We start from the raw sequence: 16,153 nt of genomic DNA on the forward strand, positions 1-16,153 counted from the left end.
CAATCACGGGACAGAGCGGGACGAAAAGCGGAGTTACTGCTCGTCCGCGGACGGTTCCGTCTCGATGTCCGAGCCGTCGTGTGCGGTCGCCTGGTCGGCTTTTGGAATCCGAACGTGGAGGGTCCCGTCCTCTTTGAGCGTCGCGGTCGCGCCGGCGGGGTCGACGGCCGCCCCGTCCGGAAGCGTCGTCCGTCCGTCGAGCGCGAGACCGCGACCGGGGTAGGTCATCTCGTACTCCTCGCGGGGCGAGCGGAATCGGTCGAGGCGGACGAAGATCGTGTCGTCCTCGAATCGGACTTGAATATCGCTGCTGTGGGCGCCCGGGGCGTCGAAAATCGCCAGGAAGGCGTCGTCGCTCTCGAGCAGGTCGACCGGGAGGCCGCGCTTCTCCTGGGTGCGGGCCATGACCCGGCCGAGCGTGCCGAAGACGGCAGACCCCACCGACTCGCCCACCCCACGCATTACAGTTCCACCTCCGAGAGACAGTCTGTCTGCTGGCAGTACGGGCAGACGAAATCGCTCACACCGACGCTGTCGGGCATGTCGTAGGTGTAGTGCAACTCGAACATGTCCATCTCGCATTCGTCATCCGTGCAAACGACTTCCAGTGTCTTTGGCATATCTGCCTGTTAGGGCGGGCGCGTAATCAATGCCGTGGCTACAGACCGGGAAACGGCGGCCGCAACCGGGCGTGCAAATTTAAATGCGGGGGCTGCAATACAGTTAGATATGCCAGAGATACTCGCTGAGAACCTCTCCGGGAAAGCCGTCATGGGCACGGATGGGGCCGAACTCGGCATGTTGTACAACATCACGATGGACCTCGACTCGGGTCGACTCGCCAATCTGGTCATCGATCCCGACGAGAGTTACGCCGCCACCGAGGAGTTCGAGACCGACCCCCAGGGTCGGCTCCTCGTTCCCGTCAACCGCGTACAAGCGGTCAAAGACCACATGATCATCCAGCGGTAAGGAATGTATATTCTCGATTCATCAGCGTTCATCAACGAGTATCACACCGACGAGCAGATCGCCTCGATTCCGCTCGTCCGAGAGGAACTCGAAGACGAGAGCGCCTACCGGTTCGACGCCCTCGAAGGCTCCGGGATGCACATGCACATTCCAGACGCCGAGACCGTCGAACAGATCGAACGGGCCGCTCGGGAGACCGGCGATTACGACGAACTCTCGCGGACGGACATTCGGCTGGTCGCCGCGACCTTCGAGCTAGACGGGACGCTCGTGACCGACGACTACGCGATGCAAAACGTCGCCGAAAAGCTCAACGTCGCCGTCGAGGTCATCGCCCGCGACGGGATCGACGAACAGCGCGACTGGAACTACCAGTGCCAGGGCTGTGGCCGGGAGTTCGACGACGACCACGACAGATGTCCCGTCTGTGGGAGTGAGCTCTCCCGAAAGAATCCGGCCTGATCCGGGGAGACCGTTCGTATCCGGCGCGCGGTGGGATCTCTGGGTGGCTCGGCCCCGACTCAGAACGCCGCTACGTCGACTCAGACTGGCTCGCCCTCCTCCAGCTCCGCCAGCCCGATGTCCACGAGCTGTTCGAGCACCTCCTTCTCGTGGAGGTCGTTTTCGCGGGCCAGTCGGCGCACTTCTCTGGCGCGGTCATCTGACAGCACGACACTGAAGGAAGCGGACATGCCTATGCCAACATCTCCCACTGTATTAAAACGGCGTCAGACGCGCGTCAGCGTCAGAGCACACCCGTCGCTTCGAGGTAGAGGGTAGCGTAGACCAGACAGTTCCAGACCGCGTGGACGACGATAGGGACCAGAAGATTCTCCGTGTACTCGTAGAGGATACCGAGGATGACGCCGGAGCCGAGCGCGATGACGATATACGCGCCGGCGCTGCCCTGGGCGACCAGCGCGGAGTAGTGGACGAGCCCGAAGATGGCCGCGGCACCGACGATGCCCGGGAGAACGCCGAAGGCCCGCCGGAGCAGCCCCTGAACGAGACCTCTGAAGAGCAGTTCCTCCGCGGGGGCGTTCAACAGCAACACGACGGGGATATAGTAGAGGAACAGCTCGGGGTTCTCGCGGCCGCTTTCCACCGCCGCGTTCTGCGCCGGCTCGAAACCGAGTGCGGAGAGCAACAGTTCCGCGGCGTTCATGAAGACGATAAGGACGACCGCACCGACGACAATCGTGGCGAGATCACGGGTCGAGGGACGCCGAAACCCGACCAGTGCCCACTCCTCGCGCCAGGCGAGATATCCGAGCGGAACGACGAGCAGCCCGATAAAGTTCGTCGCCGTGTCGACGACCGCGGCGGCCGGTGAACCGGGCTCGACTCCGACGGCCTCGAGCGCACCGCCCCCGATGCTGACGAACAGTGCCGCGACGACGAACGCGCCGAGAACGAGCAGAATCGAGTGGAGGACACCGATGCGACGCTGTTCGAGGTCACCGAACTCGAACAGCGGCCGTCCGTCGGGCATCCGTGCAGAGCCGAGGCCGCCGGAGTCGTCTGCCATTGTCCCCAATACGGGGCCTGTGGTTGATATCCGCTGTGATTCAGTCGATTTCGAGCCGTTCCTTGGAGGCGACTGCCTCGGCCTCCTCGAAGTCGCCGCCGCCGAGCAGTCCCCGCGCGGCGCGTTTCCCCCACTCCACGGCCGGCTGTGTGAACGTCTCGACATCGTAGAGTTCGCCCGCGAGAATGCAAGCCGCCTCCATCTCGTACAGCAACGCGCCCACACTCTCGGCGTCGAGGCCGTCGAGTTCGATCCGGACGTTCGGGCACTCCGCGGCGGCCAGACTCGCCTCCGTGGCCTCGAACTCCGCGTCCAGTAACTCACCCAGGTCCGTCCCGCCGAGGTACGCGAGATCCGGAATCCCGGTCTCGGGAATCGGACAGTCCGGCTGGCCGGTCACGCGGACGAGCGTGAGGAGCTTGTCCTTCGGGCCGGCCCGGTAGAGTTGGAGCTGTGAGTGCTGATCTGTCGCGCCGAGGGCCCGAACCGGCGTCTGCCCGGTGCCGTCTTTGCCAAGGCTCTCGGCCCACAGTTGTGCGAACCACTCCGCGAAGGCTTCCAGCCCCTCGGCGTACGGCATCATCACGTTCGTCGAGAAGCCGCGCTGGTCGAGCGCGTACGCAGTCGCGCCGTAGGCGTAGGCCGGACACTCGAACAGCGACGGGCCGAGACTGTCGGCGGCCGCGCGCCCGCCGGCTAGCAGTCCCTCGATATCGTGGCCGCGGATCGCCGCCGGAACCAGTCCGACCGCAGAGAGCGCGGAGAACCGGCCGGGGACGCCAGCGGGCACGTCGAGGGAGGGAAGCCCGTGACCGTCTGCGAGATCGCGAAGCGGCCCGTCTTCGCCGGTCGTGACGACCGTCCGCTCCGTCCAGTCGACGCCCGCCTCGTCCATCGCGTCGCGGACGATCAGGAAGTTGGCGAGCGTCTCGGCAGTCGTTCCCGACCGGGAGACGACGTTCACGGCGGTGCGGTCGAGATCCAGATCGGAGAGTGTCCCGCGAACGTGGGCGGGATCGACGTTGTCCAGAACGAGGTGATCGACGTCGCTGGGGCCGAGAGCTTCGGAAATCGTCGCCGCGCCGAGCGCGCTCCCACCGATGCCGACGGTGAGAACCGCCTCGCTGTCCGCGACCGGTTCGACGGCGGTTTCGATCTCGTCGGGATCGGTCGCGGTCGGGAGATTGAGTGAGGCGTAGCCGAACTCGTCTTCGGCGCGGCCGCGTTCGATGCGCTCGTGCGCCCGTTCGACCGCCTCGTCGAGGTCGTCGAGGTCCTCCTCTGTGAGCCCCTCGGCGAGGACGGTATCGAGCGCGTTTCCGATATCGATCTGCATACTGGCTCTCTCGTCAGGGACTCCTAAAGCCTTCACGACTCCCGCGTCCGGAGAGTCGAAACGGCAAAGAGTACGAACCGCCTACCCCCGGGTATGTCTGAGGAGGACGGCAACAGCGACGAACTCTCGGAGGCCGAAAAGCGGCGCGAGGAGGATCCGATCGCGGGGATGTACGACGATCCGGACAGCGACCCGAGCCCGGTCAGACCCGGCGAAGCGTACGACGACGAGGACGATGACGGAGGAACCGGACTCACCGGGCCGATGGCCGAGCAGCCCGAAGAGCCCGAGACGAAATCGGGGACGTACTACGTCAAATACGCCGAAGACGAGGCCGTCACGCTGCACGACGTGAACACCGCGGAGATCTGTACGCTCATCGAGAACCCGGGCGTGGAGACACACGATATCGTCGAAGCGACACTCGTCGCACAACCCCCGATGGAAGTCTCCTACTTCGTCAAGGAACTGACCGACCACTACACGATTGACGTCGAGCGGAGCCCAGAGCCGCCGACGACACAGGTCATGGAAATCTCCGAGGAGATGGGTCGAGACGAGGTAATCGCCATCGACCGGGAAGGCGAAGGAGAGATCCACATCCTCAAGATCGACCCCGACCTGGTCGAACAGACCGCCGACTCCCTCGACGACGAGGAAAACCCCTACAAAAACGCCGCACGCTACGGCGTCAACCGCGTCGAGGTCAGGACCGACGAGGAGTCCGGCGTCATCAGTATCCGATATCTCCCCTGAGTCCGGGGAAAGGGTTATATTTCTCTCGTCGCAGTCCGAACTATGGCAGACGATCGCATAGCGGAGGCACTGGATGCGGCCGCAGAAACGTACGGATTGACGCTATCCGGGGCGGAACGGGACGCGTACAGGACGGAGATCACGAACACTGAGGCGTTGCTCGACAGTCTCGAACCGACCGAGTTCGAGGGAGCCCCGGCAGGGGAGGTGCGTGAGGGCGACGACGAGTACAACGCCTTCCTGTATCGGTGTGAGCTCTCGGCGGCGGCTACCGGCCCCCTCGAAGGGATGACACTCGCGGTCAAGGACAACATCGCCGTCGCGGGCGTACCGATGACCTGCGGCTCGGCGGCAATCGAGTTCGAGCCCTCGTACCACGCGACCGTCACCGAGCGGCTGGTCGACGCCGGTGCGGAGCTAATCGGAACGACGAACATGGACGAGTTCGCCTACTTTACGACGAGTGAGACCTGCGCTCACGGCCCGGTGACGAACCCGAAGGCGGAGGGCGTCCCCGGCGGCTCTTCGAGCGGGAGCGGAGCGGCAGTCGCGGCCGGTCTCGTCGACGCGGCGCTGGGCACCGACACCGGCGGATCGGTTCGGATCCCGGCGTCGTACTGCGGGGTCGTCGGGTTCAAACCGACCTTCCGGACGGTCCCGCGGTTCGGGTTCGCCGACCTGGCGAGTTCGTTGGACCACATCGGACCGCTTGCTCCGGACGTGGAAACCGCGGCGACGGTCCTGTCAGCGATCAACGGGCCGGACGGCCGCGACCCGTCGACCGACGGGATGGAGACGCCGGAGCCGACCGACGGCCTGGACGCCGGCCCGGACGGGCTACGAGTCGGACTCGTCGAAGAGGCACAGAGCCGTGCGGACGAGGCGGTGGCGGAGGCAATCGAAGCGGCGGCCGACGAGTTGGAAGCCGCGGGGGTGACCGTCGAGAGGGTGTCCCTACCCGGCTTCGACACACAGCCGCTTGTCAACGCCGCGGTTACGGCCGCGGAGTTCACGACACTCGCCGCCCAGGCCGGGCAGGACATCGGCGTCGGAACCGGCTACAGCGAGCAGTGGCGGACGGCGGTGGCCGAGATGGACACGGAGAAACTGGGCGAGAACGTCAGAGCACGGCTCGTCGTCGGGCGGGCGCTGACGGCCAGCGACGACAGCGCCGGCTACGTCGCCGCACAGAACACCCGACGGCAGTTCCGGACTGTCGTCGAGGATCGGCTAGACGAGTACGACGCGCTGGTCCTCTCGACGACACCGACGACGGCTCCGGAGTACGGCTCGGTGGAGACCGACGCGGACCTCCTCGAGACGATTGCGCATACGAGCCCGTTCAATCTCACGGGCCATCCCGCGCTGTCCGTGCCCTGGTCCGGGGCGGAGGGGCCGAGCGATCCAGTCGGGTGTCAGATCGTCACCGAGTGGTTCGACGAGGCGACTGCGGTCGCCGTCGGGGAGGCGCTCGAATCCCGGCGCTGACCGCCGCCGGATATTGGCAGGACGACGGAACAGTTGTATAAAAAGGCTTATTCAACACCATCTCGGAAGCAATCCTATGGGACGTATCGACGTTGAACGAGCCCCATACGAGGAGTATACGGACCGCCAGTTGGCGGCCATCCCACTCGTAATCCTCGGCATTTCTCTCGCGATCATTGCCGGCGCGTACGTGATGACCGGATCACCGGTCGCGCTGGGATTCGAGTTTACCGGGGGTACAGAAATTCAATTCGTCGCAGAGGACACCTCGACTGACGAGATCGAACAGGTGCTCTCGGAGCACGACATCGAGAACGTCCGGTCGGTCGGCCTGGAGGACAACAGATACGCCGTCCAGACTCAGGCCACGGGCGAGGAGGCCGAGGCTATCGAGCAGACGCTCAACGAGGAGTATGGGAACGGCGAGGATGTCATCCAGCGTGTCGAACAGCGATCCGCGTCGTTCGGCGGCGACACGCAGGGACAGGCACTGCTCGGGTTGGTCGTTGCCTTCGCGGGGATGAGTATCCTCGTCGCCCTGATGTTCCGGACCTTCGTCCCGAGTATCGCGGTCGTTCTCTCGGCGTTTTCGGACATCATGATCCCGCTCGCGCTGATGAATCTCCTGGGGATCGAACTCACGCTGGGGGCGGTCGCCGCGTTGCTGATGATTATCGGTTACAGCGTCGACTCCGACATCCTGCTGAACAACCACGTGCTGCGTCGGCGGGGTGGGTTCTACGACAACGCCTACGCGGCGATGCGGACTGGCGTGTCGATGACGCTGACCTCCATCGCCGCGATGGTGACGATGGCAATCGTCGCCCGGGTGTTCGGGATCCCGCTACTCGGGGATATCGCGCTCATCCTCATCTTCGGGCTCGCGGCTGATCTGCTCAACACATATCTGCTCAACATGAGTCTGCTCCGGTGGTACACGGGCGGTGATAGCGCATGATCGACGTACGAGACAACTGGCGAGTGCTGATGCTGGTCGTCCTCTGTGCGCTTGCGGCCGTGGCGCTGTTTGGTCCGCTCGGACCGGGCGCCGGCGGTAACGGGGCCACGGATAACCAGACACAGGCATTCGGCGATCCGACGAACCTGCAGTACGGACTCGATTTGGCCGGCGGCACCCGTGTCCGGGGCCAACTCGTCGGCCAGACGGCCGAGGAGGTACAGTTCGACACCAACAGGGAAAGCGAGATCACGTCGACTATCGTGAGTGAACTCCAGGGCGAGTACAACGTCGAGCCAGTCGATGTGCAGACGCGGCCGAATTCGAACGCGATCGAGTTGTACAAGAGCCCGGACCAGGTCCCGCAATCAGCGTTCGTCGCCGCGCTGAACGCCGCCGGCCTCGACGTGAGCGAGGACGACATCAGCGTCGGCGTCACCGATACCTCCCGGGAGCAAGCCGTTCGGGTGCTCGAAACGCGGATCGACGAGACCGGCCTCGGCGGATCCAGTGTCACGACGACACAGACCCCGAGCGGCGAGCACTTCATCGTCGTCGAGGTCCCGGGAGCCGACCGAGAACGGGTCGAGGAACTCATCGGGAGCCCCGGTCGGGTGCAGGTGATGCTCGGCTATCCGAACGCCACGGAGAACGCGACCGAACCGAACATGGAGGTGCTGCTCGAAGAGGGCGACTTCCAGCGGATCCCGGGAGCGACGCCCGCGAGCGCCTCCGATACGATCAATCTCCCGCACGTCAGAATCCAACTGACCGACGAGGCCGCACAGCGGTTCCAGGAGCGGATGGTCGAAACCGGCTTCACACAGAACGGCGTCCGCGGGCCACAGCAGTGCCGGTGGGAGGAGGGCGAAGAGCCCGATCCGAACCAGTACTGTCTGTACACAGTCGTCGATGGCAACATCACCAGCGCCGCGGGACTGAACCCGGATCTGGCGAACACGCTCGAATCCGGGAACTTCGACGGGGGATACGTCATCACGACGAACTCCATGGAAGAGGCCCGCCAGCTGGAGGTCGACCTCAGAGCGGGCGCACTGCCGAGTGAGCTCCGGATCGAGTCGACCAGCTACATCTCCCCGAGCACGGCACAGATCTTCAAACCGCTGGCTCTGCTCACGGCCTTCCTCGCGTGGCTGGCGGTGAGTCTGGTGGTCTACGTCTGGTATCGAGACGTTCGCGTCGCGGTTCCGATGCTGGTCACGGCGGCGAGTGAGGTGTTCCTGCTGCTCGGCTTTGCCGCCGCAATCGGGATGGCGTTAGATCTCTCTCACATCGCCGGCCTCATCGCAGTCATCGGGACCGGGCTGGACGACCTGATAATCATGGCCGACGAGATCCTACAGCGGCGCGACGAGGTGAAGACTGGACGCGTGTTCCAGAGCCGGTTCCGGAAGGCCTTCTGGATCATCGGGATGGCCGCCGGAACGACGATCATCGCGATGAGCCCGCTCGCGGTGTTGAGCCTCGGTGACCTCCGCGGCTTCGCAATCGTCACCATCGTGGGCGTGCTGATCGGCGTGCTCGTCACCAGACCGGCCTACGGTGACGTGCTCCGAAAGCTCATGCTCGACGACGTGAAACGAAAATAACCGACGAAGCGTTCACTCGGTCGGAGTGTGCGTGCACGTCTCCACGGATCACTGCCCGGGACCGAAGTTCACTTCGGCGCTAAACAACAGGAAGCGATATGTGGTTTTGGGGCCACCTCGCCGTCGCGTATCTGCTGTACTCGGCGGTGGTACGACGACAGCACCGGCGGCCCTCAGCCGGCGGTCCGGTTCTCGCGCTCGCCGTTGGCTCACAACTTCCGGATCTGATCGACAAGCCGCTCAGCTGGGGGCTCGGTGTGGTCCCCGGCAGTCGAGCGCTCGCACACTCGGCGCTGTTCCTGCCGATTCTGATCCCCGTCGCCCTCGGCATCACCGCTCGATACGACTGCAGTGAGGTAGGCGTCGCGTTCTCTGTCGGCCACGTCGTACACCTACTCTCCGACCTGCCGCCGCAGTTTTTCGCCGGCGAGTTCACCGCGGCGGCGTATCTCGTCTGGCCGCTGTTCGACCAGCCCGAGCCCCGACAGGTCGGGAGTATCCTCGACGGAGTTCTCGGGTACTCGGTCGGCCCCTACGAGTGGTTCCAACTCGGGCTGTTCTGTCTGGCCGCGTTCGTCTGGTATCGCGACGGCTGTCCCGGAATCGGGAGTCTCTCTCGCCGCCGCTTGAAAGAGCGAGGGCAGTAGGCGCTAATCGCCGTTGAGATGGGTGTGTGCGCCGACAACCGCGCCCGAGAGGTTCAGCGAGTCGACGCGAGACTCCTTGTCGACGATAGAGCGGCGCAGTTCGCTGTTCGTGATCGTCGCGTCCGGGAAGACGATCGAGTTCGACAGCGTCGTATCGGTGACCTCGGCGTCGGCCATGATCTGGACGTTGCCCTGGAGTTCGACATCCTCCGTCTCGGCGTCGCGGTGCACGACGTTCTCGCCGTCGAGTTGCCAGGCGATAGCGTCGAGATAGCTCTCCGGCGTGCCGATATCGAACCACGCCTCGTCGAAGGTGAAGGCGTTGACCGTGCGTCTGTCCTGGAGCCACTGGATGAACCAGCCGGGTTCGTCGGGATTGTTCTCGCCGTCGAGATACGTCGAGAACAGAGATAACGTCTCGCTCGGGAAGGCATAGCAGGCAATCGAGACGAGCGTGCTCTTCGGTTCGTCGGGTTTCTCCTGGAAGTCGACGACCTCGTTGCCGTCGAGTTCGACGAGGCCGTAGGAGGAAGCGCGTTCGTACGATCCGACATCGTACGCGGCCAGCGTCGGGGCTCCGTTGGCCTCGAACTCGTCGATGAACGAACCCATCTCGAAACAGATGAGATTGTCTCCGGCGACGACGAGCGTATCGTCCGAGAGATTCTCGCGGTCGACGAGTTCGCCGAGTGCCCCCACGACGCCGAACTTTTCGGATTCGGCGGTCGTCTCCTCGACGGATACCTGCGGTTTCTCGTAGGGGCTGCCGGCGAGATAGGACTCGAACTCTCCGGCGAACTTCTCGTTAGTCGAGACGTAGACATCGTCGATTCGGTCGTCCGCCTCTAACTCCTCGAAGACGGTGCCGATGACCGTCTGTTCGCCGATCGGTAACAGCATCTTCGGGCGGTTTTTGGTGATTGGCCACAGCCTCGTTGCGTATCCGCCTGCGAGGACAATCGCGTCCATCACTAGATACTTCTCGTATCTGTGTAATAATATCTCGGATGGAAGCGGGGCCGGCCGGGAGTAGAAGCGATGAGGTCCGCCGCGGGCAACCATTATGGAGGTACAGTCCCTGTCAGTGGTATGCGCGATGCCGTGCACACGCCCGCAGGCCCGCCAGTGATCGGAAACGTCTCGCGATTTGTCGACGACCCGTTGCGGGTCCTCACGGGAGTACAGGAGGCCTACGGCGGCCAGTATCCCATGGTCAGACTCGATCCGGCGGTGGGTCAGCGGTTCACGGTCGTCCTCGACCCGACGCTCGTTCACGAGATTCTCGCCGACAGGGACCGGTTCCGACGGCCGGCCGTCGGACCGGAGGCACAGCGCCGTCAGGGGTTGGTTTCGAGCGACGGGATGCTCTGGGAACAGCAACGCTCGGTACTACAACCCGAGTTCGTCGGCGGAAAGCTCTCGACGTACGCCGACATCGCAAGCGAGACTGTCGAGGAGATGCTCGCCGCGTGGCCCGAGCGCGGGACGCTCGACCTCCACGAGGAGCTATCGGTGCTCACCATGCGGGTAATCACCCAGTCGCTGTTCAGTCAGGACACCGACCGAGAGCGCGCGAGCGCCGTCCACGACGCGATGGGGACGTTCTCCGAGGAGTTCGAGCCGAGCCTCACCGACGTTGTCCTCCCCGAGCGCCTCCAGACTGGTCCCTCCGAGGAGTTCGAGGCCGCCGACGAGGTGATCGAAGGCGTCGCACGGGAGTTCGTCGACTGGCACCAGCGCCAAGAAGACCCGCCGGAGGACATGATCACTGCGCTGATCGAGGCGAAAGCGGACCCGTCGATCGAACTCTCGGAGAACGAACTCATCGACGAGGCTGTCCTGTTCATGACCGGCGGGCAGGAGACGACGGCGCTGACGATCACCTACGCTTTCCACTGGCTCTCGAAGCACCCGGAGATCCGCGAACGAGTTGCCGAGGAGGCGCAGTCGGTGCTCGGCGGCGACCCGCCGGGCTGGGGTGACCTCTCGGAACTGACCTACACCGAGCGTGTCGTCCGGGAGACGTTGCGGCTGACGCCGGCGGTCTGGAGCCTCTCGCGGGAAGTCCGCTCGGGTACCGAACTCGCCGGCACCGCTTTGGAGGACGGTGAACTGCTCTTCATGTCGCCGTACGCGCACCACCGCGACAGCCGCGTCTGGAACGACCCACGGACGTTCCGGCCGGATCGGTGGGACGGGGAAGTGTCCCGGGGTATCGACTCGTATTTCCCGTTCGGGAGCGGCCCGCGGGTCTGTATCGGAAAACAGATCGCGCTGACGGAAGCGCAGTTCACGCTCGCACACGTCCTGCAGGAGTTCGATGTCGTCGTCGAACGCGAGCAGTTGGATCTGCAACCGAGTGTAACCCTCCGGCCGTCTGGTCCCGTCGAGGCGACGGTAACCGCTCGCGGGGAGTAGCTGAACCACTCACGAGTGTGGTAATGTCGTCGGGTCGGATTCGAACCGCGGTCACTCCGCGAAAATGCTTCATGGGTTGGGGCGGATATACCGCGAGATACGCGTTGACTCTTCGACGTCGATTCTGCGCGCGCGAGACCTCTTACTGGCGACCCATGTCAACCATGACCATAGACAGAGACGACTTGGAACCGCTAGAACCGAGCACAGCGCAGCAACTATTTCTCGATCACAAGGAAGCCGGATGCTCCGAATCGACCGTTCGGAACTACAAGTACCGGACGAACCACTTCATACGGTGGTGTCAACAGGAAGGGATCGACAACCTCAACGAACTCTCGGGCCGCGATATCCAGCAGTACCGACTGTGGCGGAAAGACGACGGTACACTGAACAAACTCACACTCCGGATGCAGATGAGTTCTCTTCGGGTGTTCCTGAAATGGGCGGGGACCATTGAGGCGGTCCCGGAAAGCCTCTACGACAAGGTGATGATACCGCGGGTCAGTCCGGAAGAGCGCCAACGCGACGAAACGCTCGATGCGGATACAGCGCAAGAGATCCTCGACTACCTCACGAAATACGAGTACGGCTCAATCGAACACGTCGTACTCGCCCTGCTCTGGGAAACTGGGATGCGCAGCGGAGCCGCACACTCACTGGATGTCGAGGACGTCAACTTCGATCAGGGACGCATACGTCTAGTCCACCGCCCCGACGAGGGGACGACACTGAAAAACGGTAAAGCAGGAGACCGGCTGGTAGCCATGACACCCGCACTCAGCGACTTGCTCGAAGACTACATCGAGGACCAGCGTCGCGCAGTGGAGGACGGCCACAGTCGGAAGCCGCTCCTCACGACTGCTCGCGGCCGGATGCATCGGAACACCATACGGCGAGTGATCTACCGCGTGACATCTCCGTGCTATCGGGGTGATCCCTGCCCGGACTGTGAAGAAAAGCCGAACGCGAAGTGCCCCGAGGCGGTCAGTCCACACGCGGTCAGACGGGGCAGCATCACGCACTTCCTCTCGGAGGACGTCCCGGTTGAGGTTGTCAGCGACCGGATGAACGTCAGCCGGAAAGTGCTCGACCAGCACTACGACAAGCGGTCCGAGGAAGTGAAGCTAGAACAGCGACGCGGCTACTTGGACCACATCTAACGGTCCAGAATCCGCGTCCCACGAATCTATTTAATCGATAACGCGACCAAAGCGGTTCGTGTTAGACCCTCAGCGAACCTTCGTCGAACCGGTACTCGCTTGGCACGAGGAGAACGGCCGACACTCCCTGCCCTGGCGAGAGGCGGACCGGACGCCCTTCGAGGTACTCGTCGCGGAGATTCTGCTTCAACGGACGACTGCCGCGGCCGTCGCCGGCGCATACGTCCCGTTCATCGCTCGATACCCCACACCGGAAGCCGTCGTCGCCGCCGCGACAGACGACATCGAGCAGCGAATCGCCCGCCTCGGACTAGTGAAGCGCGCCGAGTTTATCGAGCGGTGTTCACAGCAGTTACTCGCCCGATATTCGGGTGAGGTTCCCCGACGGCCCGCCGGGCTGGTCGAGTTATACGGTATCGGTGGTTACACCGCGAGATCGGTCCTGATACACGCGTTCGGTGCCGGAATCGCGGCAGTAGACACGAACGTGCGACGACTGCTCTCGCGGTTCTTCGACTTGCCGCCCGAATCCGGGGTAATTACCGATCTCGCGGACGCGCTTTCGCCGTCAACCCGGGCCAGCGAGTTTCAACACGCGATGTTGGATTTCGCGTCAGAGGTATGCACAGCTCGCTCCCCACAGTGTGTCTCGTGCCCGCTGAGCGAGACCTGTGACAGCCCTGAGAGCGCCACGGTGGACTAGCGAGTCACGCGACCTCGCGCTCTAGTGGGTACTCAATAGTATTTTGAGAGGGCTCTCACATTTTCTTGGCACAATGGGCTCCGACGATGAGCTCGATCAACTGAAGTTCAGAAACGGCCGTCTGGTTGAGGATGAAGACACAACTGCTCCGGAATCGTTGGAACCGGAATCCATCACTCCAAACGAGGAGTCGGGATACGCGCTCGAAATCAAGCCGGGCGCGCTGGAGGTTAACGAACCGCTCGTTGACGTTTTCGAGGAGTACGGCGAAGTACTGTCCTTCGGGTCGCGTTCGAAAGCGGAGGCGTTCGCAGATCAACTCTCGACTGAGAGCGGATCGCTCCGCGTTCAAGCGGCAGCACCGAACGACCCGAGCGATGTCAATGGGTATCTGCTCGCCGACTACGACCGCTCCGTCAGGGAACCGGCGTCCACCGACGGAAAGACGTGGACGTTCGACGTCGGCGCGAATCTGTACGGCGCTCTCGGGGAAGCGGTCGTGAAGTCGGGTTCGAAGCCCCCTGCGCTGGAGTATTTCGTCAAGCGAGACCTGAATGTAGATCCTGACGACTTAGAAATCGGGCTTCGAATCGACGTGACTTCGGGGAAACCCGTCTCGACTGACAAGGGCGGTGGTAGCTGGACGCCGGACTGCTGTGTCGTCGCCCGAGACGGATGGAACGGTGAGGTGTTAGAGCGGTACTGGTGCGAAATCAAGACCGGCGATGCGTCCTTCGAACGGTCGCAGACCGACGCGATGAGGAAGCTCGCAACCGAAGAACGCGTGTTGAAAATCCGCGTTCTGATCGACGACATACCAGATCAGTACTCGGTTCGCATCCACGAGGTCAGACCTCACCACGAATGACGCTGTAGACTCTCTTCTCAGTAGCGCGTTTCATAGGATTATCGCCACACCCACTGATTGTTGACGAGTTACATGACTCGCTCCTCATTAGTTCACAGCACCGCTCTGACCTTCGGATCCGTCTAGACAGCTACGGAGGGTTACTCTGCGAGTTCAGCGGCTTCGGATCGCTGTCCTTCACGGCAGCGAGCCAACACGAGATTACTGCCAGTGTCACTCGCTCCGGGGGGTGCCCGGGGCCTATACACGAGGGAACGTGTTGTGAGGGGTCGCTCGGTGGGTGGAAGTGTCTGACCGGGTCGTCGGTACTCGCGTTGTCGGCTTCGCGTCCGAATCTGAATTCCAGCCCGTCTTCCCGGTAGTGGTACTTGTAGTCCCCGTTCCGCCACCACTGGATATCGAAATATCCGCCTTTTCGCTGGATTCCCGGACTGATCGTCAACCGGGCTTCCCGAGGTGTAATCATCGCCTCTTCGTATGGCCCGTTCCTGGAGTTCTTGAAACGAACCTCTTGGACGCAGTCTCCTAAGCGGTCCTGGAACACGGTCACGGCAGCAATAATCGCGTCCTCGTCAATCGGACTCCCACCTCCCATCGCCATGCGTACTTGGATGTAACTCAGGTAGAGGTTAGTTCTTTGTCTTTATCGCTCTCGTCATCGAACAGAATCTCCTCGGATCGCTGAAGTTTGGCATACTGCAATGCAGTTCGAATGTACTCCCTGTCCACTACTGCTGTTCTCCAATGAGAGATATCTTCCCACGTGTCATCGGTGAGTGATCCGTCAGAGAGGATCAGCTCCTCCGGGGTGTTTTCCCCGTATTTCTCCCGGTACGTCTCGATCTCCCGTTCCAGCCGTTGTAGTGTGGTTTCGAGAGCGGATTGAGACTTCCCTGCGAGTTCTCGGATCCGCCTTATCCGATACCAATCGGGGTCTCGCTGGTACGTGCGCCCGTTATCCGTAGACTCTGCGAGTACCGTTCCCTCTTCCGCGAGCTCGTTCAATTCGCTCCTCGCGGTCGGCTCAGAGACGTCGGCGAGTTCGGCTACCTCTGCGGCGGATAGCGGACTGGTCGCTCGGACGACGACGTCTTTCACCCGTTGTCGGGCTGTCTTCGATTCGGACCACTCCGCCTTTGCGAACTCGTTGATGTCTTCGTACTCGGCTGGATCCTCCTCAAAGGGGTCGATCTCGGACGGGTCCGGCTCTTCGTCCGGTAATTCAGCCGCATCGGGAAACGGGGTTGGATCAGTCATTGTCTGTGTTATGCGCTCGGAAAACAAATATTTTCCGGGGAAACATATATTGGCGCTTTCCGATAAGGGCCTTCCATAACCGCGCAAGCACAGGTGTCTTCTGAGGTTATCTCGGGTTTGAGTCGAATATCCTGTAACTCACCCATGCTGTCGATCATCAGTGGGGGAGCACGAAACACCCATCATAACCTAAACCAAGAGAATTCCACTCCTGCATAGAGGGGAGATATCATACGGTATATCCTATAAACAGAAGATTCCACGCTATGAATGATGATCCACTGCTGGAATTAGTCACCCCTTGGAATCTGCCGTGTTCTAAGCTGATACCCGGAGCGGTAACCCCCCTCTGATACGGTTAAGAGATGGATCAAGCGATTCCAGCGGGGAGGAGCCCGAGGCTGGCCAGATTGAACGCGATTAGACTGACGAATATCGCGTAGGCTGCT

Annotated in this window: 19 protein-coding genes; 11 read left to right on the forward strand and 8 right to left on the reverse strand. The window is 62.6% G+C overall.

Annotated elements, in window-relative coordinates; translation table 11 throughout:
* Nucleotides 1-33: 33 nt before the first annotated feature.
* Together GRX03_RS13300 and GRX03_RS16595 are read right to left on the reverse strand one after the other, a co-directional pair.
* A complete protein-coding gene (locus GRX03_RS13300; protein WP_159764710.1) occupies nt 34-462 on the reverse strand; it encodes an Hsp20/alpha crystallin family protein in 429 nt (142 codons plus the stop codon).
* Nucleotides 462-620, reverse strand: coding sequence for a DUF7559 family protein (locus GRX03_RS16595; RefSeq protein ID WP_201289238.1), 159 nt, complete (start codon nt 618-620; stop codon nt 462-464). Before GRX03_RS16595 ends, GRX03_RS13300 begins: the two co-directional genes overlap by 1 nt.
* Nucleotides 621-729: 109 nt before the next feature.
* Here GRX03_RS16595 and GRX03_RS13305 point away from each other — a divergent pair, with 109 nt between their 5' ends.
* Nucleotides 730-972, forward strand: coding sequence for a PRC-barrel domain-containing protein (locus tag GRX03_RS13305; RefSeq protein ID WP_159764711.1), 243 nt, complete (start codon nt 730-732; stop codon nt 970-972).
* 3 nt (nt 973-975) lie between these two features.
* Complete coding sequence (locus GRX03_RS13310) at nt 976-1,434, forward strand: NOB1 family endonuclease (RefSeq protein WP_159764712.1); 459 nt, start codon at nt 976-978, stop codon at nt 1,432-1,434.
* A gap of 80 nt (nt 1,435-1,514) precedes the next feature.
* On the opposite strand, the gene GRX03_RS13315 is transcribed toward GRX03_RS13310, so the two are convergent.
* Genes GRX03_RS13315 through GRX03_RS13325 form a run of 3 tightly spaced genes read right to left on the reverse strand, consistent with a single transcriptional unit; the run spans nt 1,515 to nt 3,836 of the window.
* A complete protein-coding gene (locus GRX03_RS13315; RefSeq protein ID WP_159764713.1) occupies nt 1,515-1,664 on the reverse strand; it encodes a CopG family transcriptional regulator in 150 nt (49 codons plus the stop codon).
* Between the two features lie 53 nt (nt 1,665-1,717).
* Complete coding sequence (locus GRX03_RS13320) at nt 1,718-2,500, reverse strand: CPBP family intramembrane glutamic endopeptidase (RefSeq protein WP_159764714.1); 783 nt, start codon at nt 2,498-2,500, stop codon at nt 1,718-1,720.
* A 40-nt stretch (nt 2,501-2,540) separates the two neighbouring features.
* A complete protein-coding gene (locus GRX03_RS13325) occupies nt 2,541-3,836 on the reverse strand; it encodes a glucose-6-phosphate isomerase (RefSeq protein ID WP_159764715.1) in 1,296 nt (431 codons plus the stop codon).
* 93 nt (nt 3,837-3,929) lie between these two features.
* Between GRX03_RS13325 and GRX03_RS13330 the strand changes: the two genes are divergently transcribed.
* From GRX03_RS13330 to GRX03_RS13350, 5 genes are all read left to right on the forward strand, one after another.
* Nucleotides 3,930-4,592: a DUF5812 family protein gene (locus GRX03_RS13330; protein ID WP_159764716.1), complete on the forward strand. Its 663-nt coding sequence runs from the start codon at nt 3,930-3,932 to the stop codon at nt 4,590-4,592.
* Nucleotides 4,593-4,634: 42 nt separating this feature from the next.
* On the forward strand, nt 4,635-6,080 hold the full coding sequence (locus tag GRX03_RS13335) for an amidase (protein WP_159764717.1): 1,446 nt from the start codon (nt 4,635-4,637) through the stop codon (nt 6,078-6,080).
* 76 nt (nt 6,081-6,156) lie between these two features.
* On the forward strand, nt 6,157-7,038 hold the full coding sequence (locus tag GRX03_RS13340) for a protein translocase subunit SecF (protein ID WP_159764718.1): 882 nt from the start codon (nt 6,157-6,159) through the stop codon (nt 7,036-7,038).
* Nucleotides 7,035-8,648, forward strand: coding sequence for a preprotein translocase subunit SecD (locus tag GRX03_RS13345; protein ID WP_159764719.1), 1,614 nt, complete (start codon nt 7,035-7,037; stop codon nt 8,646-8,648). Before GRX03_RS13340 ends, GRX03_RS13345 begins: the two co-directional genes overlap by 4 nt.
* Before the next feature lie 98 nt (nt 8,649-8,746).
* On the forward strand, nt 8,747-9,295 hold the full coding sequence (locus tag GRX03_RS13350) for a metal-dependent hydrolase (protein WP_159764720.1): 549 nt from the start codon (nt 8,747-8,749) through the stop codon (nt 9,293-9,295).
* A gap of 3 nt (nt 9,296-9,298) precedes the next feature.
* Here GRX03_RS13350 and GRX03_RS13355 read toward each other — a convergent pair whose 3' ends face one another.
* Nucleotides 9,299-10,264 carry a sugar phosphate nucleotidyltransferase gene (locus GRX03_RS13355; RefSeq protein WP_159764721.1) on the reverse strand — a complete coding sequence of 322 codons (966 nt, stop codon included), beginning with the start codon at nt 10,262-10,264 and terminating at the stop codon, nt 9,299-9,301.
* A gap of 120 nt (nt 10,265-10,384) precedes the next feature.
* On the opposite strand from GRX03_RS13355, the gene GRX03_RS13360 reads away from it, so the two are divergent.
* The 4 genes from GRX03_RS13360 (at nt 10,385) to GRX03_RS16600 (ending at nt 14,447) form a co-directional block, all read left to right on the forward strand.
* On the forward strand, nt 10,385-11,713 hold the full coding sequence (locus tag GRX03_RS13360; protein WP_159764722.1) for a cytochrome P450: 1,329 nt from the start codon (nt 10,385-10,387) through the stop codon (nt 11,711-11,713).
* 155 nt (nt 11,714-11,868) lie between these two features.
* Nucleotides 11,869-12,876 carry a tyrosine-type recombinase/integrase gene (locus tag GRX03_RS13365; RefSeq protein ID WP_233739968.1) on the forward strand — a complete coding sequence of 336 codons (1,008 nt, stop codon included), beginning with the start codon at nt 11,869-11,871 and terminating at the stop codon, nt 12,874-12,876.
* Between the two features lie 58 nt (nt 12,877-12,934).
* A complete protein-coding gene (locus tag GRX03_RS13370; protein ID WP_368278444.1) occupies nt 12,935-13,579 on the forward strand; it encodes an A/G-specific adenine glycosylase in 645 nt (214 codons plus the stop codon).
* Between the two features lie 73 nt (nt 13,580-13,652).
* Nucleotides 13,653-14,447, forward strand: coding sequence for a hypothetical protein (locus GRX03_RS16600; RefSeq protein ID WP_201289239.1), 795 nt, complete (start codon nt 13,653-13,655; stop codon nt 14,445-14,447).
* Nucleotides 14,448-14,577: 130 nt separating this feature from the next.
* Here GRX03_RS16600 and GRX03_RS13380 read toward each other — a convergent pair whose 3' ends face one another.
* Entirely contained in the window at nt 14,578-15,048 is a 471-nt protein-coding gene (locus tag GRX03_RS13380) for a hypothetical protein (protein ID WP_201289240.1), read from the reverse strand.
* Nucleotides 15,049-15,065: 17 nt separating this feature from the next.
* On the reverse strand, nt 15,066-15,704 hold the full coding sequence (locus GRX03_RS13385; protein ID WP_159764723.1) for a DUF7342 family protein: 639 nt from the start codon (nt 15,702-15,704) through the stop codon (nt 15,066-15,068).
* Nucleotides 15,705-16,153: the final 449 nt, after the last annotated feature.

It is taken from the genome of Halovenus carboxidivorans (genome assembly GCF_009831575.1).
Classification (GTDB): Archaea; Halobacteriota; Halobacteria; order Halobacteriales; family Haloarculaceae; genus Halovenus; species Halovenus carboxidivorans.